The organism is Kitasatospora atroaurantiaca, from assembly GCF_007828955.1.
Taxonomy (GTDB): Bacteria; Actinomycetota; Actinomycetes; order Streptomycetales; family Streptomycetaceae; genus Kitasatospora; species Kitasatospora atroaurantiaca.
Genome location: NZ_VIVR01000001.1, coordinates 279,039 through 302,214, shown reverse-complemented (window position 1 = coordinate 302,214; position 23,176 = coordinate 279,039). Strand labels below are relative to the sequence as shown.

19 protein-coding genes are annotated in these 23,176 nt (G+C 71.5%); 14 read left to right on the top strand and 5 right to left on the bottom strand.

Going from position 1 to position 23,176, the window contains the following annotated elements; all coding sequences use genetic code 11:
• Nucleotides 1–4: 4 nt before the first annotated feature.
• Genes FB465_RS01320 through FB465_RS01305 form a run of 4 tightly spaced genes read right to left on the bottom strand, consistent with a single transcriptional unit; the run spans nucleotide 5 to nucleotide 4,606 of the window.
• Complete coding sequence (locus FB465_RS01320; protein WP_145786807.1) at nucleotides 5–1,678, bottom strand: amino acid adenylation domain-containing protein; 1,674 nt, start codon at nucleotides 1,676–1,678, stop codon at nucleotides 5–7.
• The gene (sbnB, locus tag FB465_RS01315; protein ID WP_145786805.1) at nucleotides 1,675–2,730 is read right to left on the bottom strand and encodes a 2,3-diaminopropionate biosynthesis protein SbnB; all 1,056 of its coding nucleotides are present in this window, start codon (nucleotides 2,728–2,730) and stop codon (nucleotides 1,675–1,677) included. Before sbnB ends, FB465_RS01320 begins: the two co-directional genes overlap by 4 nt.
• Nucleotides 2,723–3,697, bottom strand: coding sequence for a 2,3-diaminopropionate biosynthesis protein SbnA (gene sbnA, locus FB465_RS01310; protein ID WP_145786803.1), 975 nt, complete (start codon nucleotides 3,695–3,697; stop codon nucleotides 2,723–2,725). Before sbnA ends, sbnB begins: the two co-directional genes overlap by 8 nt.
• A 48-nt stretch (nucleotides 3,698–3,745) precedes the next feature.
• On the bottom strand, nucleotides 3,746–4,606 hold the full coding sequence (locus FB465_RS01305; RefSeq protein WP_145786801.1) for an isocitrate lyase/phosphoenolpyruvate mutase family protein: 861 nt from the start codon (nucleotides 4,604–4,606) through the stop codon (nucleotides 3,746–3,748).
• A gap of 137 nt (nucleotides 4,607–4,743) precedes the next feature.
• Between FB465_RS01305 and FB465_RS36210 the strand changes: the two genes are divergently transcribed.
• From FB465_RS36210 to FB465_RS01280, 7 genes are all read left to right on the top strand, one after another.
• Nucleotides 4,744–5,706 carry a TauD/TfdA family dioxygenase gene (locus tag FB465_RS36210; RefSeq protein WP_211785695.1) on the top strand — a complete coding sequence of 321 codons (963 nt, stop codon included), beginning with the start codon at nucleotides 4,744–4,746 and terminating at the stop codon, nucleotides 5,704–5,706.
• Between the two features lie 6 nt (nucleotides 5,707–5,712).
• Nucleotides 5,713–6,321: a pyridoxamine 5'-phosphate oxidase family protein gene (locus tag FB465_RS36205; RefSeq protein ID WP_211785694.1), complete on the top strand. Its 609-nt coding sequence runs from the start codon at nucleotides 5,713–5,715 to the stop codon at nucleotides 6,319–6,321.
• Nucleotides 6,321–7,568 (top strand): condensation domain-containing protein, encoded by a 1,248-nt coding sequence (locus tag FB465_RS01295; RefSeq protein ID WP_145786799.1) that lies wholly within the window; start codon nucleotides 6,321–6,323, stop codon nucleotides 7,566–7,568. Before FB465_RS36205 ends, FB465_RS01295 begins: the two co-directional genes overlap by 1 nt.
• 44 nt (nucleotides 7,569–7,612) lie before the next feature.
• Nucleotides 7,613–10,084 (top strand): ATP-grasp domain-containing protein, encoded by a 2,472-nt coding sequence (locus FB465_RS01290; protein WP_145786797.1) that lies wholly within the window; start codon nucleotides 7,613–7,615, stop codon nucleotides 10,082–10,084.
• Complete coding sequence (locus FB465_RS01285) at nucleotides 10,081–11,367, top strand: MFS transporter (RefSeq protein WP_145786795.1); 1,287 nt, start codon at nucleotides 10,081–10,083, stop codon at nucleotides 11,365–11,367. The genes FB465_RS01290 and FB465_RS01285 overlap by 4 nt, the downstream gene beginning before the upstream one ends.
• 129 nt (nucleotides 11,368–11,496) lie before the next feature.
• The gene (locus FB465_RS35500; RefSeq protein WP_170290456.1) at nucleotides 11,497–11,649 is read left to right on the top strand and encodes a hypothetical protein; all 153 of its coding nucleotides are present in this window, start codon (nucleotides 11,497–11,499) and stop codon (nucleotides 11,647–11,649) included.
• Between the two features lie 192 nt (nucleotides 11,650–11,841).
• A complete protein-coding gene (locus FB465_RS01280; RefSeq protein ID WP_170290455.1) occupies nucleotides 11,842–13,080 on the top strand; it encodes a helix-turn-helix domain-containing protein in 1,239 nt (412 codons plus the stop codon).
• A 49-nt stretch (nucleotides 13,081–13,129) separates the two neighbouring features.
• Here FB465_RS01280 and FB465_RS01275 read toward each other — a convergent pair whose 3' ends face one another.
• The gene (locus FB465_RS01275; protein WP_246192435.1) at nucleotides 13,130–13,876 is read right to left on the bottom strand and encodes a FadR/GntR family transcriptional regulator; all 747 of its coding nucleotides are present in this window, start codon (nucleotides 13,874–13,876) and stop codon (nucleotides 13,130–13,132) included.
• 218 nt (nucleotides 13,877–14,094) lie between these two features.
• Between FB465_RS01275 and FB465_RS01270 the strand changes: the two genes are divergently transcribed.
• The 7 genes from FB465_RS01270 to FB465_RS01240 all read left to right on the top strand — a co-directional run bounded on the left by FB465_RS01270 (nucleotide 14,095) and on the right by FB465_RS01240 (nucleotide 23,157).
• Nucleotides 14,095–15,621, top strand: a complete 1,527-nt coding sequence (locus FB465_RS01270) for an amino acid permease (RefSeq protein WP_170290454.1) — start codon at nucleotides 14,095–14,097, stop codon at nucleotides 15,619–15,621.
• The gene (locus FB465_RS01265; RefSeq protein ID WP_145786791.1) at nucleotides 15,618–16,976 is read left to right on the top strand and encodes a glutamine synthetase family protein; all 1,359 of its coding nucleotides are present in this window, start codon (nucleotides 15,618–15,620) and stop codon (nucleotides 16,974–16,976) included. Before FB465_RS01270 ends, FB465_RS01265 begins: the two co-directional genes overlap by 4 nt.
• On the top strand, nucleotides 16,973–17,665 hold the full coding sequence (locus FB465_RS01260; protein ID WP_211785693.1) for a gamma-glutamyl-gamma-aminobutyrate hydrolase family protein: 693 nt from the start codon (nucleotides 16,973–16,975) through the stop codon (nucleotides 17,663–17,665). Before FB465_RS01265 ends, FB465_RS01260 begins: the two co-directional genes overlap by 4 nt.
• A complete protein-coding gene (locus FB465_RS36200) occupies nucleotides 17,662–19,035 on the top strand; it encodes an aldehyde dehydrogenase family protein (RefSeq protein ID WP_145786787.1) in 1,374 nt (457 codons plus the stop codon). Before FB465_RS01260 ends, FB465_RS36200 begins: the two co-directional genes overlap by 4 nt.
• 3 nt (nucleotides 19,036–19,038) lie before the next feature.
• Entirely contained in the window at nucleotides 19,039–19,806 is a 768-nt protein-coding gene (locus FB465_RS36195; protein WP_145786785.1) for a 3-oxoacyl-ACP reductase, read from the top strand.
• A 142-nt stretch (nucleotides 19,807–19,948) separates the two neighbouring features.
• Nucleotides 19,949–20,434 (top strand): hypothetical protein, encoded by a 486-nt coding sequence (locus FB465_RS01245; RefSeq protein WP_145786783.1) that lies wholly within the window; start codon nucleotides 19,949–19,951, stop codon nucleotides 20,432–20,434.
• Nucleotides 20,435–20,436: 2 nt separating this feature from the next.
• Nucleotides 20,437–23,157 carry a M48 family metalloprotease gene (locus tag FB465_RS01240; RefSeq protein WP_145786781.1) on the top strand — a complete coding sequence of 907 codons (2,721 nt, stop codon included), beginning with the start codon at nucleotides 20,437–20,439 and terminating at the stop codon, nucleotides 23,155–23,157.
• Nucleotides 23,158–23,176: the final 19 nt, after the last annotated feature.

Sequence of the window (23,176 nt, the reverse complement as noted above, 5' to 3'; positions counted from 1 at the left end):
ACCTTCAGAAGGACGCACGCGGTTGCGCGTCGATGGTGAGCTGCTGCAGGGCACGGTGGTCGGTCTTGCCGTTGTGGGTGAGCGGCATGGCCTCCAGCACCATGAGGTGTCTGGGCACCATGGCCTCCGGAAGCGCCTCGGCCAGGAACGTCCGCAACTCCTCGGGCCCGACCGGCGTGCGCACGGTGACGTACCCGGCGAGCTCCGGCCGTCCGGCCAGTACCGGGACGGTGACGGCGCACTGGTCCACCGCCGGGTGGCGACGCAGCACCACCTCGATCTCGTCCAGCTCCATCCGGACACCGGACACCTTCACCTGGCGGTCCACCCGTCCCAGGTACTGCACGTTGCCCTGTTCGAACCGGGCGAGGTCACCGGTGCGGTAGAGCCGACCGGTCGGCGAGCCGGGGTCGAGCACGTCGCGGAAGAACGCCCTGAGGCTGTTCTCCGGGTCGTTGACGTACCCGAGGCCCACCACCACGCCGCCGACGAAGAGTTCACCGGCCTCGTCCGGTTCGGCCGCGCGCCAGGTGCCCTGCTCGGGCTCGTGGACGAGCAGGTAGAGCTCGGCGTTGGCGATCGGGGAACCGACCGGAAGGCGCGGCCGGTCCAGATCGGCGCCGGTCACCTCGTGGTGCGTGATGTCGTCCGAACACTCCGTCGGGCCATAGGCGTTGAGCAGCCGGATGTGCGGGGCGGCGGCCAGCATGCGGCCGGCCAGGCCCGGGTGCAGCTCCTCGCCGGTGGAGATCAGCCAGCGCAGCCGGGGCAGCACCGCCCCGGGCCGGCGCTCGGCCTCGTCGGCGATCCAGCCGACCACGGTCGGGACGAGCTCGACCACCGCGACATCGGTGCGCTCCAGCAGCCGTACCAGCCGCCTGGGGAAGCCGAGGTCGGCCTGTCGTACGACCACCACGGTGCCGCCGACCAGCAGCGGGGCGAGCATCTGCCAGATCGAGATGTCGAAGACCAGCGGGGCGGTGAAGGCCAGCCGGTCACCGGCGGCCAGGCCGAGGTCGTCGACCTTGGCCCAGAGGTGGTTCAGCATGCCCCGGTGCTCGACCAGGGCGCCCTTGGGACGGCCCGTGGTGCCGGAGGTGAAGATGCAGTAGCGCGGCTCCCCGGCCTGGTCCCGTTCGAGCGGCTCGGCGGGCCCGATGCGGTCGGCGGGCGCGGGCAGGTCGAGGACGGGGACACCGGACTCGGCGGCGGCCCGGGCGGCGGCCAGGCCCCGCGGCTCGCCCTCGGCGGGCTCGCAGTAGTCGAGCAGCCGGTCGGCGCCGCTGCGGGTGAGCACATCGGCGACGCGCTGGGCCGGCCAGTCCGGGTCGATCGGCAGGTAGACCGCGCCGAGGCTCTCCAGGGCGAGGAAGACCAGGACGGTGTCGGCGGTGCGGTCGCCGACGGCGGCGACCACATCGCCGGCGCCCGTGCCGGCCGCGGCGAGCGCGTCCCGCAACCCGGCGACCCGGGTGGCCAACTCGGCGTAGCCGATGACCGTTTCACCGTCCATCACGGCGGGCGCGGCGGGGCTCTGCTCGGCGTACCGGGCGGCGTGGGCGAGCACGCCGAGGCCCGTCGGGCGGCCCTCGCGCGGGTCGCGCAGCCCGAGCGCCACGGCCCGGGCGGCGGCGCCGGCCGCGAGCGGCAGCTCGGCCAGGTCGGGGCTGAGGCTCATCGGGCACCCGCGCTCTCGTACCGGTCCAGGTCGTGGAAGAAGCCGTCGATGGTGGTGGCGTCGCCGGCGGCCGTCGCCCACCGGTGCACGTTGGCGCCGACCACCAGGTCGAGCAGGCCGAGCCCGAACGGGGAGAAGACCACGGTCCGGTCCGCGGGCGCGGTGAACCGGCCGGTCAGGACGTCGTCCAGGGTGGCGTGCAGGAACTCGCGGTTGCCGGTCCGCTGCTCCGTCAGGTGGACCGAGGTGTTGGCCTGCAGTACGTGGTCGACGTCGTCCACCACGTTGACGCTGTCCAGGATGATCTCGGTGCTCAGGTCGCGAAGCGAGACGTGCAGGACGACGGGATGGTGCGAGAACCAGTCCGGGTCGGTGATGTGCGGGGTGGCCGCCGTGGTGGCGAAGACGACCAGGTCCGAGGAGCGGATCAGCTCCTCGGCGGAGGAGTGGACCCGGACCGCCGTGCCCCGATCCGCCCCGAGTACCTGTCCGGCGAACGAGCGGGCGTACTCCTCACTGAGGTCGAAGACGCCGAACTCCTCGACATCCCAGCCGAGTTCGGAGAGATAGGTGTGGAGGTAACGGGCGATCAGTCCGGTGCCGATGAAGCCGATCCGGCGCGGGGCGCCGCGCTCGGCGGTGAGGGCGCGGGCGGCAACGGCGGCCGAGGCCGCGGTGCGCACCGCACTGATGATCGAGCCCTCCAGGCAGGCGAACGGGTAGCCCGTCACCCGGTCGTTCAGCACCAGCATTGCCGAGGCGCGAGGGATGCCCAGCTCCAGGTTGGTCGGGAAGCTGGAGATCCACTTGATGCCGTCCACCCCGACCTCGCCGCCGACCGAGGCGGGCAGCGCGATGATGCGCGAGGCCGGCCGGTCCGGGAAGCGGAGGAAGTACGAGGGCGGGTTCACCGTGTGCCCTGCACCGTGCAGGCGGTAGGCGTTCTCCACCAGGTCGAGGATCTCGGCCCGGCGGCCCTCCAGGCTGCGGTGGACGGCCGCACCCGGGACCACCGAGAAGACCGGCGGCCGCGTTGTCGTGTGCTCACCCATGACTGTTCCCGCTCTCCCATGCTGCGTCGCCGTAGTGCTCGGCGGTCCAGGTGTCGTCGTAGACGGTGTCGATGTAGCGCTCGCCGAGGTCGGCGGAGATCGCCACGGCTGTGAGGGTCCGGCCGGGGTCGTTCTGCCGCAGCCACTCGCCGGCGCCGCTGACCACCGTTCCGGTCGACCCGCCGAGCAGGAACCCGCGGGCGGCGAGGCTGCGGCACATCCGGACCGTGTCCGCCTCGCGCACCCGGACGATGTCGGTCACGAGATCAGGGGTGATCAGCGGCATCGGCTCACTCGCGCCGAGCCCGGGGATGTGCCGGGAGCCGGCCGCCATCCCGAAGTTGACCGAGCCGACGCTGTCGATCGCGACGACCCGGACATCCGGGTGGTTCTCCCGGAAGTACCGGACGCACCCCGAGAGGGTGCCGCCGGTGCCGGCCCCGACGAACAGCACGTCGAGGCCGGGGAACTGCTTGGCGATCAGCGGCGCGGTGTTCTCGTAGTGCGCCAGCCAGTTCGCCGGGTTCTCGTACTGGTTGAGCCAGACGTAGGTGCTGTCGCTCGCGCACAGCTCGTGCACCCGGGCCTTGCGGGCGGCGAGGTAGTTGCCGCTCCCGTCCGGCTCGTCGACCACCACGACCTCGCTGCCCAAGGCCCGCATCAGCTTGAGCGCCGTCGGGTTGCACTTGGGGTCGGTGACACAGACGAAGCGGAGCGAGTTCGCCGCCGCAACCACGCTCAGCGCGACCCCGAGGTTGCCGGAGGACGACTCCACCAGCGTGGAGTGCCGTCCGATGAGGCCCTGGTGGATGCCGGCCGAGACCATCGACACGGCCGCCCTCAGCTTCACCGAACCGGCGAAGTTGAATCCCTCGCACTTCAGATGGAGGTTGACGCCGAGGGCCGGCCTGAGATCGATGTAGACGTCACTGTCGAAGATCTCGTCCGCTGTCGAGATGATTGCCACGGGTCCTGTCCGCTTCTCGTCGTTGAAAACTGCGTTCCGGCCCGCTGGTCAGGCGTCGAGCTTCTGCCACTCCGGCAGGCGCTGCAGGTCGAAGATGTCCTGCACGGAGGCGATGGAGTCCTCGACGACCGTGGAGTCACCGTGCCGGTAGACGGCGCGGTAGGTGTCGCGCAGGGCGGTCACGGTCGCGCGCAGCCCCTGGTTGGCGTAGATGACGACCGAGACGCCGGCCGCCTTGATCTCGTCGATGTGCCAGTCCGGGTAGGTGGTCGGCACGATGACGACCGGGCAGCGGAAGTCCCAGCCCTCCAGGAAGCCGAGCACCTGGTCGCGGCTCTTGGCCTTCGAGTGCACCAGCACCGCGTCGGCGCCGGAGTCCGCGTACGCCCGGCAGCGCTCCAGCGCGGCGGCCACGTCCAGGCCGCTGATCAGTGCCTCGGTGCGGGCGATGACGAACATGTCGTCGGTGGACTGGGCACGCTTCGCGGTGACGATCTTCGAGGCGAACTCGGCCGTGTCCAGCAGGGTCTGGCCGCCGGCGACGAAGCTGTTCATCTTGGGGAACAGCTTGTCCTCGATGCACACCGCGGTGATGCCGGCGTCCTCGAACTCGTGCACCATGTGCGCCACATTGAGGTTGCCGCCGTAGCCGGTGTCGCAGTCGGCGACGACCGGGATCCGCAGCACCTTCTGGATGTTGGCCGCGGACTCCAGGTACTCGGCCATGCTCAGGATGGACGCGTCGGGCACCCCGCGCGAGGCCGAGACCTCCAGACTGGACGACCACACGGCCTGGAAGCCCGCCTCCTCGGCGAGCAGCCCGCCGAGTGCGTGGTTGGCCCCGGCGACCCGGACGATCTCGTGCTCGCCGAGGACGGTGCGAAACGACGGGTAGCTGACTCTCTGCACTTCCGAAACTCCTCTGTAGGCAGCCGGCGCTGGGCGTTCGCCGCTCTGGGAGGCGAAGCTAGTAAACGCTTGGCAACGTTGTCAACAAGCTTGGCAACCGTTGCCAAGCTCTTTCCGGCCGTGCTACGTTCCGCGACATGACAACTTCCTTCGTGCCTTCGAACCCGCGTACTCTCGAAGCGCCCGCAGAGGCTTTCCACACTTTCTCGGCGCAGGCCCAGGGCGAACTCGCCGCCTATGTCGCGGAACTCGACCGCGCGTACCCGGAAGGTCGGGTCGACGCCATTCCGGTCGACCCGGCCGTGTGCCCGACCTTCACCGCCGAGGTCGAGGCGACCCGCGGTGTCATCGACTCCACCGCGCATTTCCTGGTGTACGACCGGGTCGAGGGGGTGGACTCGCTCCGCGGCCAGGCCATCTACGCCTGGGTCCTCGGGACCGCGCTCGGCACGCCGATGATCCAGAACACCGACGACTGGCGGATGATCGAGGTCTACGACCGCGGCCTGCGCCGCACCATCGAGGCCGGAGCCCGCTACCACCAGACCAAGCAGGGCTCGTACATGCACAACGACGCCGTGAACGACGTCGATCCGATCGACTACCTGCTGCTGTCCTGCGGCCAGGCCGCCCATATCGGCGGCGAGAGCATCCTGGTGGATGCCAAGACCGCGCACGAGTTCCTGCTGGGGTACCCGGAGATCCTGGAGGTGCTGACCGAGGAGTTCTGGTTCGAGAAGCGCGGCATGTCCGAGGAGCCGGGCTTCTTCCGCTCGCCGATCATCCGGTACTCGCCCGACGGCGAGGCGCTGGTCCGGTACTTCCGCACCTACATCGAGGTGGCGCACGAGAAGGTCGGGGAGCCGCTGACCGAGCGCCAGATCGCCGCGCTCGACTTCTTCGACGCCGTACTGGACCAGTCCGCCGTGCAGATCCGCATCCAGTTGGAGCGCGGCCAGACCCTGGTCTCGGCCGACGACCGCTTCCTGCACACCCGGACGGCGTTCGTGGACCGCTACCAGCCGCGCGAGATCGACATGCGCACCGACCGGCCCGAGGACGTCAACCGGTACATGTTCCGCATGTGGTCGAGCAAGTAGCCGACCGTGGAGATCACCTCCGAGGCCGAACTCCTCGAACTGGTCGGCCCGGCCAACCCGGTGGTGTTCGACAAGGCGGCCGCGCGGCTCGGCGAGTTCGAGCGGCGGTGGCTGGAGAACTCCCCCTTCTGCCTGATCGCCACCTCGGGCGCCGACGGCAGCTGCGACGTCTCGCCCAAGGGTGACCCGCCCGGGTTCGCCCTGGTGCTCGACGACACCACGATCGCCATTCCCGACCGGCCGGGCAACCGCCGGCTGGACAGCTGGCGGAATGTGCTCGGAAATCCGCGGGTCGGACTGATATTCATCATTCCCGGCCGCGGTGACACCCTGCGGATCAACGGCCGCGCGAAACTGCTGCGCGACGCCCCTTTCTTCGACCGGATGGTGGTCAAGGGGAATCGCCCGAAAATCGCCTTGGTGGTCGAGATCGAGGAAGCGTATTTCCACTGCGCCAAATCATTTCTCCGGGCCGGCCTCTGGAATCCGGCCGGTTGGAATCCCGACGCGGCGCCCTCCAGGGCACACATCGCCCGGGCGACGGAGTGGACCGGGAAGACGCTCGAAGAGTTGGAGCACCGCTACGGTGCCCAGTACGAGAGGAAGCTGTACTGATGACCGTGGCTGACGCCGGCCCGCTCTCCCATGGGCAGCTCTCGGTCTGGCGGGACATCGAGGGGCTCCCTCGTGAGCGCTGGCACGAGGCGAACACCTGGGCCCACTGGCCGGTACCGGACGGGTTCGGCACCGAGCGGGTCCGCCGGGCGCTGCACACACTCGGCGCCAGGCACCAATCCCTGCACACGCTCTACGAGTTCGACGATCCCGCGAAACCCCGCCAACTGCTCCGCCGGTTCGACGGGGACGTGGAGCTGACCGTCGCCGAGAGCGCGCCCGGCGGCCCGGCGGCGGTCGCGGCCGAACTCCTCGGCCGCCCCTTCGACCTGCGAAGCGAGTACGGCTGGCGGGCCAGGATCGTCACCGACGGAGGCCGGCCCTCGGGGGTCGTTCTGGTCAAGCACCACATGACCGCCGACGGCTGGTGCGACGGTGTGCTGGCCGCCGACTTCCAGCGGCTCCTCCAGGACCCGGCCCTGCCCGCCGAGCCGTCCGCGCCGGGGCCGTCGGAACTCGCCGCCTGGCAGCACGCCGAGCACCGGAGCCGACAGCGGAACGCCGCGTCGGCGCACTGGGAGAAGGTCTTCACCTCCGGCCGGGCCGGCTACCCGCGCGCCGACGCGCCCGCCACCGGCTACCTGCAGTGCACCCTCCGGTCGCGGCACGCCCGGGCCGGCGCCCGGGCCCTCGCCGACCGGACCGGTACCCCGCTGTCCAGCGTGGTGTTGGCCGCCTACACCTTCAGCCTCGCCCGGGTGACCGGAATCGGCCTGCTGGTGGCCCAGTTGATGTCCTCCAACCGCTTCCTGCCGGAGTGGCGCGAGGTGGTCACCTCGATGAACCAGTGGACGGCCGCGCCGCTGGCGATGGCACCCGGCACCGGCTTCGCCGAGCACGCCGCGCTGGTCCACCGGGCCTCCCTTGCCGCGTACCGGCACGGCATGTACGACGTGGACACCGTCGCGCGGCTGCGCGAGCGCAACTGGCCGCACCCCGTCCCGTACGAGGCCACCTGCGCCTTCAACTTCCTCACGCTCGACGGGCTCTCGGCCCCGGCCGAAACCGATCCGCTGATGGTCTGGGAGGAGCCGTTCTCGACCATCGGGCACGGCTGCTACCTGCGCGCCGCCGACGAGGGCGGCGAATCGCTGGCGCTGCGGCTGCGCACCCGGGACATCCCGCAGGACCAGGTCGCGGCGATCGTCGAGGGAACGCACGCCCTGCTCGTCTCGGGGATGTCCTGACCGTCCCGTTCTTCCCGTACGTCCCCGGCCCCTTGGAGGGGAAAGTGACAGACCATCTGATAGTCATCCACCGGTGGAGCGACCGGTACGCCGACTACGGCGACTACGTCGACCACGGCACGCACCGGGTCAGCTATGTGACGACCCCCCGGGCCGTCGGCTCGCTCCCCCCGGGCGCCGCGGCGACCCGACTGGTCGGCAGCACCGAGGACGCCAAGGAGGTGCGCGCCGCCGTCGCCTCGCTGATCGAGCAGCTCGGCCGTCCGGCGAGGATCATCGCGCTGCACGAGGTCGACCTGGACATCGCGGCCGAGCTGCGCGAGGAACTCGACGTCCCCGGTGAGAACCTGGACGGACTCGCTCCGTTCCGCGACAAGCTGGTGATGGCCCGTCGGCTCGCCGCCGGGGGCATCCCCCACCCGGCCACCGAACCCGCCCCGGAGCACGCCGCCGTGCACGCCTTCGCCGAACGGCACGGCTGGCCCGTGCTGGTCAAGCCGGTACGGGGCACCGCGAGTTCGGGCGTGACCCGGCTGGATTCCACCGCCGCCCTCGACGCCTACGTCTTCCCGCCCGGCGTACCGATGCTGGTCCAGCCCTACCTGCCGCACGAGATCCTGCACGTCGACGGCGTGGCCACCGGCGAGGGCCTCGGTCCCTGGCGTGCCTCGCGGTACCTCAACACCTGCCTCGACTTCACCCGCGGCGCCGCGCTCGGCTCGGTGGAACTCGACGACCCGCGACTGCTGGACGCCATCGGCGAGTTCACCGCCAGGACGGTCCGCGCACTGTCCGACGGACCGTGGGTCTTCCACCTGGAACTGTTCCTCTCCGGCGGGGCCGACGCGCCCGAGCTCCAGGTTCTGGAGGTCGGAGCCCGCCCCGGCGGTGCCGAGGTCCCGTTCATCTGGAAGGAGGTGCACGGGATAGACCTGATGGCTGCCGCCTTCGCCGTCCAGGCCGGCTCCCCGCTGCCGACCGCGGCGACCGCCTCCGGCAGCACCTCCCCGGCAGCCGCCGAGCTCGGCGGCTGGCTGCTCGTCCCCACCCCCACCACCCGCCCCTGCCGGGTCACCGCCGCGACCCCACGGGCCGGCACGGCCGACGGCCCGTACACCGAGCGCATCCCGGCACCGGGCGAGACGCTGGCGGACGTGCCCGGCTACGAGCACTCCGGTGCCCGCTTCAGGTTCCGCGGCGCCGACACGGCCGAGGTCGAGGCCGCGATCCTGAGGACCGCAGCCGAGTTCGACTTCAGCTGCACCCCGATCGACCCCGAGGCCCCCGCCCGGGTGGTGATCGTCGGCAATGGCGGCCGCCAGTACCGCGAGTACGCCTTCGCGGCCGCCGCCGCGCGCACCGAGGTCGCCCTGGTCGGCGACACCGCGCCGACCTGGCAGCTGCCCTACCTGAGCGGACACCGCTCGGCCGACTCCACCGACCTGGCGGCGCTCACCCGCGCCGTCGCGGAGTGTGTGGCCGAAACCCCCGGCGCGGCAGGTGTGTTCACCTGGAACGAGGTCCTGCTGGAGGCCACCTCCACGGTCGCCGCCCGGCTCGGCCTGCCGCACATGTCCCCGGCCGCCGTGCGCAACTGCCGTGACAAGCTCACCACCCGGCAGCTGCTGCTCGCCGCGGACGTGCCGTCCGCCCGGTTCGCGCATGTCCACGGCCAGGAGGAGGCGCTCCGGGAGGCGGAGGCGATCGGCTACCCGGTCGTGGTGAAACCGCGCTCGCTGGCCGGCAGCGCCGGCGTGGTGCTCGCCCGCGACCCCGACGAGCTGCGCGCCGTCTACCACCACGCCGACGACGCCGCCTTCCCCGGCCTCGACCCGCTCGACGGCCTGGTGCTGGAGGAGTACCTCGACGGCCCGGAGATCAGCATCGACAGCGTGGTGGTGGACGGCACCGTCCACCCGGTCAACGTCGCCCGCAAGCGGCTGGGCTTCCCGCCGTTCTTCGAGGAGGTCGGCCACCTGGTCTCGCCCTGGAGGGACGAACCCTGGGCAGACGCACTCTGCGAGCTGGTCGCCGAGGCCCACCGGGTGCTCGGCGTCCGGGTCGGCGTCACCCACGCCGAGGTCCGGCTCACCCCGGCCGGCCCCCGCCTGGTCGAACTGAACGGCCGGCTCGGCGGCGACTTCATCCCGCATCTCGGCCACTTGGCCACCGGCGTCGACCTCACCGCCGCCGCCGCCGATCTGGCCCTCGGCGCAGAGCCCGACCTCCGGGCCACCCACGACAGGTGTGCCGAGGTCCGGTTCCTCTACCCGCCGCAGGACGGCGTCGTCCGCTTCCTCGACCTCGACGCCGCGGCGGCCGTCCCCGGCGTGGTCGAGGTGATCGCGCTGGCCGAACCCGGGCAGCGGCTGCTGCTGCCGCCGCGCGGGGTCGTCCCCCGACTGGCGGCCATCATCGCCACCGGCGCGACCCCGGCCGAGTGCCGGGAGACGCTGGACCGGGCGAGCGCCCTGGTCCGCGCCGAGACCGATCCACTGCCGGGGGACGAGCGATGAGCAGCCTGCGCACCTTCGCCGACAGGCTGGTGGACTCCTACCTGCCGCCCTCGAGGGACGGCCGGATCTTCGCCACCACCGTGGTCATCCACTCGGCCGGCACCGGCCTCTACCTGGCCGGCGGCACGGTCTACTTCCTCCGCGGCATCGGTCTCAGTGCCGCCCAAGTGGGCATCGGCCTGACCGTCGCCGGCCTGATCGGCTTCTTCACCACTGTGCCGGTCAGCATGCTCGGCAACCGCTTCGGCGCACTGCGGATGCTGCGGATGCTCCAGGTGTGGCGTGCCGTGTGGTTCACCGCCCTGGCCTTCGCGGACAACGCGGTGACCTTCATCCTGTTCGCCTCACTGCTCGCGATGGCGCAGGGGCCGACAACACCGATGACCCAGATGGTGGTTGGCACCATCGCCGACGAGGCCGACCGGACGAAGACCTTCGCCGTCATGCGGTCGGTCTCCAACGTCGGCTTCACCCTGGGAGCCCTGGCCGCCGCGCCGCTGCTCACCGTCGGCAACACCTGGACCTTCCGGGCGATCCTGCTGCTCGACGCGCTGTCGTTCCTGTTCGCGGCCGGGCTGCTCGGCCGGCTCCGGATCAGGACGGGTGCGCCCGAGTCCAAGCGCGCGCCATGGCGACAGGGAGCACTGGCGGTCTTCCGCAACCGCAGCTACGCAGCTCTCACCGTGACCAACGGCGTGCTGTTCCTGCACACCACCCTGCTGTCAATCGGCCTCCCGCTGTGGGTCATTCAGAACACGGAAGCGCCGGCAGGTCTGCTCGGCGTGCTGCTCACCATCAACACCGTGCTGGCGATCACTCTCCAGGTGCACCTGGCGAAGCGGGTCAAGACGTCCCGGGACGGCACCCGGGCGCTGCGCAACACCGGGCTGGTCCTGGCCGCCTGCTGCGCGGTGCTCGCGACCACGGCAGGGCTCGGCGGCCGGGCGGCGGTGCCGCTGCTGATCCTCGCCGTGGTGCTGCTGACCCTGGGTGAACTCTGGCAGGCGGTGGGCAGTTGGGAACTCTCGTACCGGCACGCGCCGGAGGAGGAGCGCGCGGCGTACCTCTCGGTGTTCAGTCTCGGCGGTTCGGCCGTGGGCATCGTCGGCCCGGCGCTGCTGGCGCTGGTCGTCGCCGGGGGGACGGCCGGGCTGCTCGGGCTGACCGCGGTGTTCCTGGTGGCGGCCGGGGCGGTCACCGCGATCGGCTCGGCGCTGGAGCGGGCCGAGGCCGCTCCGGTCACCCTTGGCGGCGAGCAGCAGGCCGCGAAGACTGGCAACTGATTGCCAAGCATTGTCAACACTTGCCAACGCGCTGACCTGCGACTACGTTCTCTCCTGAGCCGAACGCCCCGGGCAGCTTGCCGCAGGGGTGGAAGGCGATTTCCACCCTGCCCCACAAAGGACCCTCGCATGAAGAAGACCCTGGTCGCGGTCATCGCCGCCGCCACCCTCTCGCTCGTCGCCGCACTGTTCGCCGCCCCTGCGGCCTCGGCCGCCGGAGCCGGCGCCCCGTACGCAGCCGACGCCCCCGCCGCCATGCTGGGGAGCATCGACTGGCCGTAAGGCGACAGTGCCCCATTGCGACCGGGGCTCTTGCCAAAGGTTGTCAACCATTGCCAACCACGTGCTAGACTGGCGTCACACGGATCTTTCACATCCCGTGCTCCCGGCGCCCGGCCCGATCCCAGGGCCGGGCGCCGGGAGTTCCTCGTTCCAGCCGGGCCGAGGAGACGTCTCCACAGGGCGGTTGTGGCAGTGTTGGATCAGCCTGAGTTCGGTCGGCGTCTGCGCCAACTGAGGTTGCAGCGGGGCAAGTCGCAGGCCGACCTGACCGGCCCCGGCATGTCGTCCGCCTATCTGTCGCGGCTGGAGTCCGGGGCACGCCCCCCGACCGACCGCGCCGTCAGCTACCTCGCGAGCCGTCTCGGCATGCCGGTCACGGCGTTCGACGAACCGGCCGAGCTGGACCTGGCGGAAGTGCTCGCCACCGTCTTCACCCTCTCCGACTCCGACGGCAACGCGGACGCACGCGACACCCTGGCGTCCGCCCTGGCCACCGCCACCGACCCGGAGCCCCTCACCCGCTGGCTCGCGCTCTCCGAGCTGGCCCGCCTGCACAACTCGCTCGCTGACTATCAGCGGGAGCACGAGATCCTGCTCGAACTCAGCGCGCTGGCCAACGAGTTGAACCGACCCGCACTGCAGATCCATGCCCGGCTCCGGCTGGCCCGCTGTTGCCGACACCTCGGCAACGCAGCTGACACCCGGCAGGCCGCGCGGGAGGCCCTGGAGCTCGGCAACCGACACAGCATCCGGGTCTCCACGCCCGACCTGATCCGCGGCAAGCTCCTGCTCATCTCGGCCGAGGCCGAGCTCGGCGACATCGCCGAGGCAGCCCGACTGAGCGACGAGGTCTGCGAGTTGCTCGACGGCATCCAGGGCCCGGTCGCCGCCGAGGCGTACTGGACGGCGGCCACCGTCGCCACCCGCCAGGGCAAGTTCACCCAGGCCAAGTCCCTGCTCGGCCAGGCCATGCGTGTGCTCGACAGCCGCGAGGACATGACCCTCTGGATGCGACTCCGGCTGGCCGGGGCCTCGCTCTCGCTCCAGGCGCTGCCGCCCCGGGCAGAGGACGCGCAGTTCCTGCTGGAGGCACTGGCGCCTGCGCTCAACCTGGTCGGCACCAGCCGTCATCGCGCGGAATTCATCTTCCTCCAGGCCCAGCTGGCCTTCCATCAGGACCGGATCGAGGACGCCGGGGAGCTCTGCAGGCAGACCGCAGAGTCCATGGAACTGCTCTCCTTCCGCGACCAGGTGCTGCTGAAGGTCCTGGAGTCCCGGGTGGCCGCCCGGTCGGGCGACGGGAGCGCCGTCCAGCGCCTGTCCGCCCTCGCGGCCGAGGTCCAGGCGAACGGCATGCCCGAACTGGCCGCCGAGGTCTGGCGGGCCATCGCCGAGAGCGTCACCCACCCCGACTCGACCCCGCAGGGCTGAAACCGCCCGAGGCAGTCCAGCTGATCATTCGAGGGGGCGCCGGGAAACCTCAGCCGAGGAAGCCCCGAAGCAGGGCGGCCGTCGCCTCCAGGTGCTCCTCGGTCGCCCGGCGCGCGCCCTCCACGTCACCGGTCAGGATCGCCTGCGCCATCGCCCGGTGCTGCTCCGAGGCGTGGTCGATGTTGCGCTCCAGCATGGGGATGGCGTTCAGCAGGTCGTTGAGGCGCATCCGGCTCTCCGCGATGCCGGAGGCCAGCGAGTGCGACCCGGTCAGTTCGGCGATCGCCAGGTGGAAGCGCGAGTCCAGCTGCCGGTACGCCTCCGGCGAGGCGTCCTCCAGCTCGGTGAGACGTTCCTGCAGGTAGCCGCGCTGCTCGTCGGTCAGCTGCCGGCGCGCGGCCTGCTCGGAGGCGCCGGTCTCCAGCACCAGCCGGTACGTCAGCGCGTCCTCCAGCTCGGTGCCCATGTCCTGGACGGCGCGGCGCAGCTCGCCGAGGTCGGGCGGGGGGAGCCGGTACGTGACGAAGGTGCCGCCGTAGCGGCCTCGGCGGGACTCGACGCACCCGGCCTGCTGCAGCGAGCGGATCGCCTCGCGCAGGGTCTCCCGGCTGATGTTGAGCCGGGCGGCGAGGTCGCGCTCGGCGGGCAGCCGGTCGCCGTAGCCGAAGACACCGAGCTTGATCGCCTCCAGGATCCGCTCGACCGTCTCCTCGAACGCGTTGCCCGTCCGGACGGGGCGGAAGATCGCGCCGCCCTGCCAGTCCATCCGCGTGTCGCGCCCGTCTGCCTCGTCCACTCGGGAATCGTACCGAGGTAGCGGCCCGGACAGACCCTCTTGACGTGAAGGCCGTCCGGGGTGAAGCATGCGCACTACGTCAATGGTCTGTTTCCGGTCCATTGATCGACCACAGTGCTGTGGGCGCACGTTTCGGATCCCCCACCGAACCCCCAGGGGTGCGCATGTCCTCCGAGAACTCACCCGTGAACTCACCCGTCGACCACGCTGCCGCGACCATGTTGCCGGCAGATGCACCAGCCGTTTCGTCCGACGAACAGCGGCTGCACGAACTCGGCTACACCCAGGAGCTCGCCCGCTCGATGTCGGGCTTCTCCAACTTCGCCGTCTCCTTCTCGATCGTCTCCATCCTCTCCGGCTGCCTTACCCTCTACGGCTTCGGCATGAACACCGGCGGCCCCGCGATGATCACCTGGGGCTGGCCGCTGGTCGGCCTGATGACCCTCTGCGTCGCCCTCGCGATGGCCGAGATCTGCTCCAGCTACCCGACCGCCGGCGGCCTGTACTACTGGGCGGCCAAGCTAGCCCCCTCGCGCGGCGCCGCATGGGCCTGGTTCACCGGGTACTTCAACTTCATGGGCCAGGTCGCCGTCACCGCCGGAGTCGACTTCGGTGCCGCGTTCTTCGCCAACGCCTTCCTGGAACTGCAGTGGGGCTTCGCGGCCACCCCGGCCCACACCGTCGAGATCTTCGCGGTGATCCTGCTCGCCCACGGGCTGCTCAACACCCGGGGCGTACGGCTGGTGGCGATCCTCAACAACGTCAGCGTGTGGTGGCACCTGGCCGGCGTGCTGGTCATCGTCGGCGCGCTCGTCCTGCTGCCGGCCCACCACGCCTCCGCCTCCTTCGTGTTCACCAAGTTCGTCAACAACACCGGCTTCCACAGCTCGTTCTACGTCGCGATGCTCGGCCTGCTGCTCGCCCAGTACACCCTCACCGGCTACGACGCCTCCGCCCACATGACCGAGGAGACCCACGACGCCGCCCGCTCCGGCCCGCGCGGCATCGTCAACTCCGTCCTGGTCTCGCTGGTCGCCGGCTGGGTGCTCCTGCTCGGCATCACCTTCGCCATCCAGGACTACGACGGCGCGCTCGCCAGCTCCACCGGGGTGCCGCCCGCCCAGATCTTCCTCGACGCCATCGGCGCGAGCGGGGCGAAGCTGCTCCTGCTGATCGTCATCGGCGCCCAGTTCTTCTGCGGCATGGCCTCGGTGACCGCCAACTCCCGGATGATCTACGCCTTCTCCCGCGACGGCGCACTTCCGGGCTCGCGGATCTGGCACCGCATCAACCCGCGTACCCAGACACCCACCGCCGCCGTCTGGCTCGCCACCGGCGGTGCCTTCCTGCTCGGCGCCCAGGACCTCTGGAACGCCACCGCGTACGCGGCCGTCACCTCCGTCTCCGTGATCGGCCTCTACATCGCCTACGTCATCCCGGTGTTCCTGAGACTCCGTCAGGGTGACGCCTTCCAGCGAGGACCCTGGCATCTGGGACGCTGGAGCAAGCCGATCGGTACGGTGGCGGTCGGCTGGACCGTGGTGATCACCGTGCTGTTCATGCTGCCGACCCTCAACCCGATCACCGCCGCCAACTTCAACTACACCCCCGTCGCCGTCGCGGCCGTCCTCGGCTTCGCCGGAGTGTGGTGGCTGGCCTCGGCCCGGCACTGGTTCACCGGCCCCAAGGTCCAGGGCTCGCCGGAGGAACTCGCCGCCCTCGAACGAGAACTGGAGAAGTCATGAGCAGCCCCCGCCTCACCCTGGACCGACTACGAGAACTCGTCGCCGAAGGCGCCGTCGACACCGTCGTGCTCGCCATGACCGACATGCAGGGCCGCCTGCAGGGCAAGCGGATCGCCGCCGAGTTCTTCCTCTCCGACGTCGTCGCGAACGCCGCCGAGGGCTGCGGCTACCTGCTGGCCGTCGACATCGACATGAACACCGTGGACGGGTACGAGATCTCCTCCTGGGAGAGCGGCTACGGCGACTTCGTCCTCACGCCCGACTTCGCCACCCTGCGGACGATCCCCTGGCACCCGGCCACCGTGATGGTCCAGTGCGACGTCCACCACCACGACGGCACCCCCGTCGCCGTCTCGCCCCGGCAGGTGCTGCGCCGCCAGCTCGAGCGCCTCGCGGCGTACGGCTGGCGCGCGTACGCCGGCACCGAGCTGGAGTTCATCGTCTTCCGGGACACCTACGAGCAGGCCTGGGACAAGGACTACGCCAAGCTGACCCCGGTCAACCAGTACAACGTCGACTACTCCATCCTCGGTACCTCGCGCATCGAACCGCTGCTGCGCCGCCTGCGCAACGAGATGGCCGGTGCCGGGCTCACCGTCGAGTCGGCCAAGGGCGAGTGCAACCTCGGCCAGCACGAGATCGCCTTCAAGTACGGTGAGGCGCTTGCCACCTGCGACGACCACTCGGTGTACAAGACCGGCGCCAAGGAGATCGCCGCCCAGGAGGGCTGCAGCCTCACCTTCATGGCCAAGTACAACGAGCGCGAGGGCAACTCCTGCCACATCCACCTGAGTCTGCGCGACGCCGACGGCGCACCCGTCATGGCGGGCGACGGCGCGCACGGCTTCTCCAAGGTGATGGAGCACTTCCTGGCCGGACAGCTCGCCTGCCTCGCCGACTTCGCGCTGCTGCTCGCGCCCACCGTCAACTCCTACAAGCGGTACGTCCCGGGCAGCTTCGCGCCCACCGCGATCGCCTGGGGCCGCGACAACCGCACCTGCGCCCTGCGGGTCGTCGGGCACGGCCAGTCGCTGCGCTTCGAGAACCGGGTACCCGGCGGTGACGTCAACCCGTATCTCGCCGTCGCCGCACTGATCGCGGCCGGACTGTACGGGGTCGAGCAGCAACTCGAGCTGGAGCCCGAGTTCACCGGCAACGCGTACGCCTCCGACGCCCCTCGCGTCCCCGCCACGCTGCGGGACGCGGTCGACGCCTTCGAGCACAGCGAGGCGGCGGCGCTGGCCTTCGGCAAGGACGTGGTCCGCCACTACACCCACGCCGGCCGGGTCGAACTGGCCGCCTTCGACGCAGCGGTGACCGACTGGGAGCGGCGCCGCGGATTCGAGCGACTGTGACGGAACGCCCGCTGGTCGGGATCACCAGCTACCTCGACGAGGCCGCCTGGGGCGTCTGGCAGCAGCCGGCGGCACTCCTCCCGCAGCTGTACGTGGACGCGGTCGACCGGGCCGGCGGGACGCCCGTCCTGCTGCCGCCGCAGACCGGCGGCAGCGGGCGACTGCTGGGCCGGCTCGACGGGCTGGTGCTCGCCGGGGGCCCCGACATCGACCCCGTGCGCTACGGCGCCGCCGCGCACCCCCGCACCGGCGAGCCTCACCCGGTGCGCGACGCCTGGGAGTTCGGGCTGCTGCACGGCGCGCTCGAGCGCGACCTGCCGGTACTCGGCATCTGCCGGGGTATGCAGCTGCTCAACGTCGCCCTCGGCGGGGACCTGGTGCAGCACCTTCCCGAGGAGGCCGGACACCAGATCGCCCCCGCCACCTACAACCGCCAGGCCGTGGTGATCAGCCCCGGCAGCCGGACGGGCGAGATCCTCGGGCGCACGGCGAAGGTGCCGTGCTACCACCACCAGGCGGTCGGCCGGCTCGGCACCGGGCTCCGCGCGACGGCCTGGAGCGCGGACGAGACGGTCGAGGCCGTCGAACTGCCCGACCGCCGCTTCGCGCTCGCCGTGCAGTGGCACCCCGAAGCCGACCCGGCGGACACCCGCCTCTTCGAAGCCTTCGTCAGGGAGACAGCCAAATGACCAGTACGGAGCCCGACCTCTTCGAGGTGGTCAACCCGGCCACGGAGGAGGTGATCGAGACGGTGGCGATGGCCGGCCCGGCCGAGACGGACGCCGCCATCGCCCGGGCCAGGGCCGCGTTCGACAGCTGGCGGCGGGTCGCCCCCGCCGACCGGGCCAGGCTGCTGCGGGCCTTCGCGGCGGCGGTGGACGCCGACCGCGAGAACCTGGCCCAGCTCGAAGTCGCCAACGCGGGCCACACGGTGGGCAACGCCCGCTGGGAGGCGGGCAACGCCCGCGACGTCATCGAGTACTACGCGGCGGCGCCCGAGCGGCTCTTCGGCCGGCAGATCCCGGTCGCCGGCGGGATCGACGTCACCTTCCAGGAACCGCTCGGCGTCGTGGGCATCATCGTCCCGTGGAACTTCCCGATGCCGATCGCCGCCTGGGGATTCGCCCCGGCCCTGGCGGCCGGTAACACCGTCGTCCTCAAGCCCGCCGAGCTGACGCCGCTGACCGCCCTGCGGCTCGCCGAGCTGGCCCTTCAGGCCGGCATCCCCGAGGGCGTGTTCCAGGTGCTGCCCGGGCGCGGACCGGTGGTCGGCGAACGCTTCGTGACCCACCCCGACGTGCGGAAGGTGGTGTTCACCGGCTCCACCCGGGTCGGCAAGGCCGTCGCGGCCGGGTGCGCCGCGCAGGTCAAGCCGGTCACCCTGGAACTGGGCGGCAAGAGCGCCAACATCGTCTTCGCCGACGCCGACCTGATGAAGGCCGCGGCCACCGCGCCGTACGCGGTCTTCGACAACGCGGGGCAGGACTGCTGCGCGCGCTCCCGGATCCTGGTGCAGGAGAGCGTGTTCGACGAGTTCATGGCCCTGCTGGAGCCCGCCGTCCTGGGTGTGCGGGTGGGCGACCCCCGGGACGAGAAGACCGAGATGGGTCCGCTGATCTCGGCTGCGCAGCGGGAGCGGGTCGCATCCTACGTACCCGAGCAGGTCGCCGTGCAGGGACTGGTGCCCGAGGGCAGGGGCTTCTGGTTCCCGCCGACCGTGCTGGCGCCCGTCGACCAGAGCTCGCCGGCCTTCACCGAGGAGATCTTCGGGCCGGTCGTCGCCGTTGTCCCGTTCCGCGACGAGGAGGACGCCCTGCGGATCGCCAACCGCACAGAGTACGGCCTCTCGGGCTCGATCTGGACCCGCGACCTGGGCCGGGCGCTGCGCGTCGCGCGGGGGGTGGAGGCGGGCAACCTGTCCGTCAACTCCCATTCCTCGGTGCGGTACTCGACCCCGTTCGGCGGCTTCAAGCAGTCCGGCCTGGGCCGCGAACTCGGCCCCGACGCCCTCAACGCCTTCACCGAAACCAAGAACGTCTTCATCTCGACCGAGGAGTAGCAGATGACCAACCGTCTCGACGGCCGCGTGGCCGTCATCACCGGTGCGGGCAGCGGCATCGGGCTCGCCACCGCCCGCCGGTTCGCCGCCGAGGGTGCGAAGGTGGTCTGCGTCGACCTCGACGAGGTGTCGGGCAAGGCCGCCGCCGTGGAGGTCGGCGGACTCTTCGTCCAGGCGGACGTGACCGACGAGGACGCCGTCCGCGCGATGTACGAGACCGCGGTGGCCGAGTACGGGCGACTGGACATCGCCTTCAACAACGCGGGCATCTCGCCGCCGGACGACGACTCGATCCTGACCACCGGGCTCGACGCCTGGAAGCGCGTCCAGGACGTCAACCTGACCAGCGTCTACCTCTGCTGCAAGTACGCCATCCCGCACATGCAGCGGCAGGGCAAGGGCTCGATCATCAACACCGCCTCCTTCGTCGCGGTGATGGGCGCGGCCACCTCGCAGATCTCCTACAGCGCCTCCAAGGGCGGCGTGCTCGCGATGTCGCGCGAGCTGGGTGTGCAGTTCGCCCGGGAGGGCATCCGGGTCAACGCGCTCTGCCCGGGGCCGGTCAACACCCCTCTGCTGCAGGAGCTGTTCGCGAAGGACCCGGAGCGGGCCGCCCGCCGCCTGGTGCACATCCCCCTCGGCCGGTTCGCCGAGCCGGAGGAGATCGCCGCCGCCGTCGCCTTCCTGGCCAGTGACGACTCCTCCTTCATGACCGCGAACACCTTCCTGGTGGACGGCGGCATCTCCGGCGCGTACGTGACTCCTCAGTGACGCTGCAGTGACGGGTGTGGCGCGCGACGGTTCCCGACGGGGGCCGTGGTGCGCCGCCTCCGCACGACGAGGGGCTGTCCTCCTGTCGGTGGAAGTTGATAGAACGTCATCTGACGTAACGTCAACAAGCCAAGGGGGGCAGATGGGGACGCGCAGGGAGCACGACTTCGTCACCGCGCACGCCCGGCGGGTGGTGGCGGCCGTGGCGCCGGAGGAGCTGGCGGCCTTCGGCGCCGTCGCCGAGGCGTACCGGCGTGACCCGGGCAAGGTGATCGCGGGCAGGCGGCGGTCCGACGAGGTGCTCGGGTCCGGCCTCGACGCCATGGTGACGCTGGTCTCCCCGGTGGCGCTGGCCGTGCTGTCCAGCGTGTACACGCATCTGCTGAACCGGGCGGGTGAGGAGCTGTCCCGGCGCGGGGAGCAGGGGCTCGGGAAGCTCTGGCGCCGGATCCGCCGGCGGCCGGCGGACGAGGCCGGGCCGGACAACGCGGTTCCGCCGTTCGACCAGCGGCAGTTGGAGAAGGTCAGGGAGGTGGCCACGGCACGAGCGCGGGCACTGGGCCTGTCGGAAGGGCAGGTCGACCTGCTGGTGGTCGCGCTCGTGGCGAGCCTGGACGGGGGCGAGTAGCCGTGTCCGAGCAGACCCTCGCCGGTGACGGCGGGCCATTACGCGGTGGCGCCCGGCTGTTCTCCACCCCCTCCGGCACTCGGCTGCGCTTCGCCACGCTGATCGGGCTCGCCCTCGGCACGACCGCGCTGGTCCACACCAACTTCGCCGGGCTCATGCTGCACCGCCAGGGCACCTCCGACCCCTCGGCGCGCTGCCAGGTGAGGAGCGGCCTGTACCTCCTCAGGGACGGGTGGTCGGATCCGGACGAGGGGAAGTGGCAGACCTACTGGGGCTGCATGCGGCACCAGACCGTGCCGGTCCTGACCTGGGTGCTCGTCGCGGTCCTCCTGCTGCTCCTGCTCGCGGCGGTCCTCCACCGGGTCCAGCCCACCTGGCGGGTGCGCCGCCGCCGGCTCGCCCCGCTGGACCTGAACGCCGACGCCGCACTCGCCGAGGAACTGGCGGCCCTGGTCCGCCGCGCGGAACTGACCGACCCGCCGACGTTCCTGACCGACCCGCTCGGCCATCGCACCGGGGGAGTGGCGTTCGGCCACCGCCGTCGCCGCCTCGTCTGCCTGGACGCGGGCCTGCTCGCCCTGCGCGGACGCGACCCCGAGGCCTTCCGGGCCGTCGTGCTCCACGAGCTCGCGCACCTCAGGAACCGGGATGTGACGGTCACCCACGCCACCCTCGCCGTCTGGCGCGCCTTCCTCGTCGTCACGCTGGTGCCGTTCGCGCTCACGATCGTCGACCCGATGCTGGTCACCGCCACTCCGCTCACGCTGCCCCGGTGGTCCCACTACACGCTGGCCTTCAACGCGAACACCGCTTGGCGGATCGTGGCGCTGGTGATGCTCGTCTACGCCTCCCGGGCCTCGGTGCTCCGAGCCCGTGAGCTGTACGCGGACGCCCGGGTGGCATTGTGGACGGGCACCGCCGACCCCTACCGGGGCTTCACCGACCAGGCCCGTCCCCGGTTCTGGCGATGGCACACCTGGTGGGCCAACCACCCCGGCAGGGCCGCCCGGACGGCTGCGCTGCAGCGGCCGCACTCGCTGCTGCGCCCCGGCGTCGGAGAGATGCTGGCCGCGGGCATCGCCGTGCAGATCACCTGGAACCACCTGTGGCAGACCCTGGTGACGGCGGGTGTGGCCAACGCGGAGAACAGCTGGCACATGGTCCTGCGGATCGCGTGGAGCTCGGCCGTGGCCGCGCTGTTGGGGGTGTCGGGCCTGCGGTACGCCGAGTTCCGGCGCGCGGGCGGCCGGGCACGCGGCGCCGCCGCCCTGTCGGGGCTCGCCCTCGGCCTCGGCCTGGTGGCCGGGCGGTTCCTCGACGTCGCCGCCGCCGGCCGTGAGCGCTCGCTGCCGGTCACCTGGATCGGGGCCGCGGACGCACTTCTGCTGCTCGGCTGCGCGACCGCCGTGTCCTGCTGGGCCGGGTACCTGGCCGGGCTGCTCGGCTCCCGGAGGCGGTCCCGGCACGGCCTGCTCGCGGCAGCGGCACTCCTGCTGCTCTGCTACGTCCTGCTGGGCCGCTGGACGGAGGAGGACGGTGCGGACGGAGTGCTCCGCTACCTGCTCGCCCCCGAGTCCGCCCAGCTGCGCCGCTATGCGGCGGAGGTGGGATGGACGACGTGGGACTCCGGGGCCGTCCATGCCGTGGTGTTCGCCTTCATCGAGGACAGCGACCGGGTGCTGATGGTCGCGGCCCTGGCAGCCCTGTGGCTGGTGCCGCTGTTGCTCGGGGGAATACCGATGCCGCGGGTCCGGGCCGCGCTGCTCGCGGGCCTGGGCGCCGGGGCGGCCTGGGCCGTCCTGGACGTGGCGCTGCGCGCGGCCGCCCACCGGTCGGTCGCGGCCGGAGTGAGGGCGGGGGACGCCTTCGCGGTGGTCTTCTCCTCCTGGGAGATCGTGGGTATCGCCGCCGTCCAACTGGTGCTGTCGGTGCTGCTCGCGCGCCGACGCTTCGGTCTGCCCTCAACGCTGCTGGCCTGCACGGTCACCGGAGCGGTAGGTGCTGCCGGTCTGGTGGGGCTGCACCTGGCCGACGGCTGCGGCCTGGTCGGGGCACTGGCCCGGACGACGTGCACCCGCACGATGGACGACGCGCTGGCGGCCCGGCCGCTGCAGGTCGTACCGATCCTCGGCACGGTCGCGGCACTCGTCGGGGCGGCGCTCGGCGGCGGCCTCCGGCTGCTGCGTGAGCGTACCGAAGGCCTGGCCGCCGTCCCCGACCACCGGGTCGCGGCCGGTGGCCGCACGGTGCGGGTCGTGGCGGTCGCGATCGTGGCCGCCTGTGTGGCTTCGGTGGCGTTCCCGCCGGCGGCCACCCGGGACGTGCTCAAGGTCGACGAAGCGGGGCGGAGCGCACCGCCTCCGAACCGCGGCGAAGCGGTGCGCGCCATCTGGTACGTGGGAGGAGGCTGGGACCGGATCCTGGGCGTTCAGCGGCGCATGGGGTGGATGTTCGAGGCGTTCCAGCCCTTCGACCCGGCCATGGCCCAGGACCGGTGTACGCAGCTCGCCTCGTCGGTGCGCGACGCTCGGGCCTTTCCGGCGCCACCCGAAGCCACGTCGGCGGAGGCCTGGACGGGCCTGCTCGACAGCGTCGAGCGCGGCGCCGAGCTGTGCGCGAAGGCAGCCGATCCGTTCGACGACAGCCTCATGAGCGAGTCCGCCCGGTCCTTCAAGGCGGCCAACGCGCGGATGGCGGAGCTGGTGGCCATGGTGCCGCGCTGACGGTGGGGCCCGTCAGCGC

Excerpts from the sequence above, each read along its gene's own strand:
- FB465_RS01320 (WP_145786807.1), bottom strand. The coding sequence starts at position 1,678 with ATGAGCCTCAGCCCCGACCTGGCCGAGCTGCCGCTCGCGGCCGGCGCC.
- sbnB (WP_145786805.1), bottom strand. The coding sequence starts at position 2,730 with ATGGGTGAGCACACGACAACGCGGCCGCCGGTCTTCTCGGTGGTCCCG.
- FB465_RS36210 (WP_211785695.1), top strand. The coding sequence starts at position 4,744 with ATGACAACTTCCTTCGTGCCTTCGAACCCGCGTACTCTCGAAGCGCCC.
- FB465_RS01295 (WP_145786799.1), top strand. The coding sequence starts at position 6,321 with ATGACCGTGGCTGACGCCGGCCCGCTCTCCCATGGGCAGCTCTCGGTC.
- FB465_RS01285 (WP_145786795.1), top strand. The coding sequence starts at position 10,081 with ATGAGCAGCCTGCGCACCTTCGCCGACAGGCTGGTGGACTCCTACCTG.
- FB465_RS35500 (WP_170290456.1), top strand. The coding sequence starts at position 11,497 with ATGAAGAAGACCCTGGTCGCGGTCATCGCCGCCGCCACCCTCTCGCTC.
- FB465_RS01270 (WP_170290454.1), top strand. The coding sequence starts at position 14,095 with ATGTTGCCGGCAGATGCACCAGCCGTTTCGTCCGACGAACAGCGGCTG.
- FB465_RS01265 (WP_145786791.1), top strand. The coding sequence starts at position 15,618 with ATGAGCAGCCCCCGCCTCACCCTGGACCGACTACGAGAACTCGTCGCC.
- FB465_RS36200 (WP_145786787.1), top strand. The coding sequence starts at position 17,662 with ATGACCAGTACGGAGCCCGACCTCTTCGAGGTGGTCAACCCGGCCACG.
- FB465_RS36195 (WP_145786785.1), top strand. The coding sequence starts at position 19,039 with ATGACCAACCGTCTCGACGGCCGCGTGGCCGTCATCACCGGTGCGGGC.
- FB465_RS01245 (WP_145786783.1), top strand. The coding sequence starts at position 19,949 with ATGGGGACGCGCAGGGAGCACGACTTCGTCACCGCGCACGCCCGGCGG.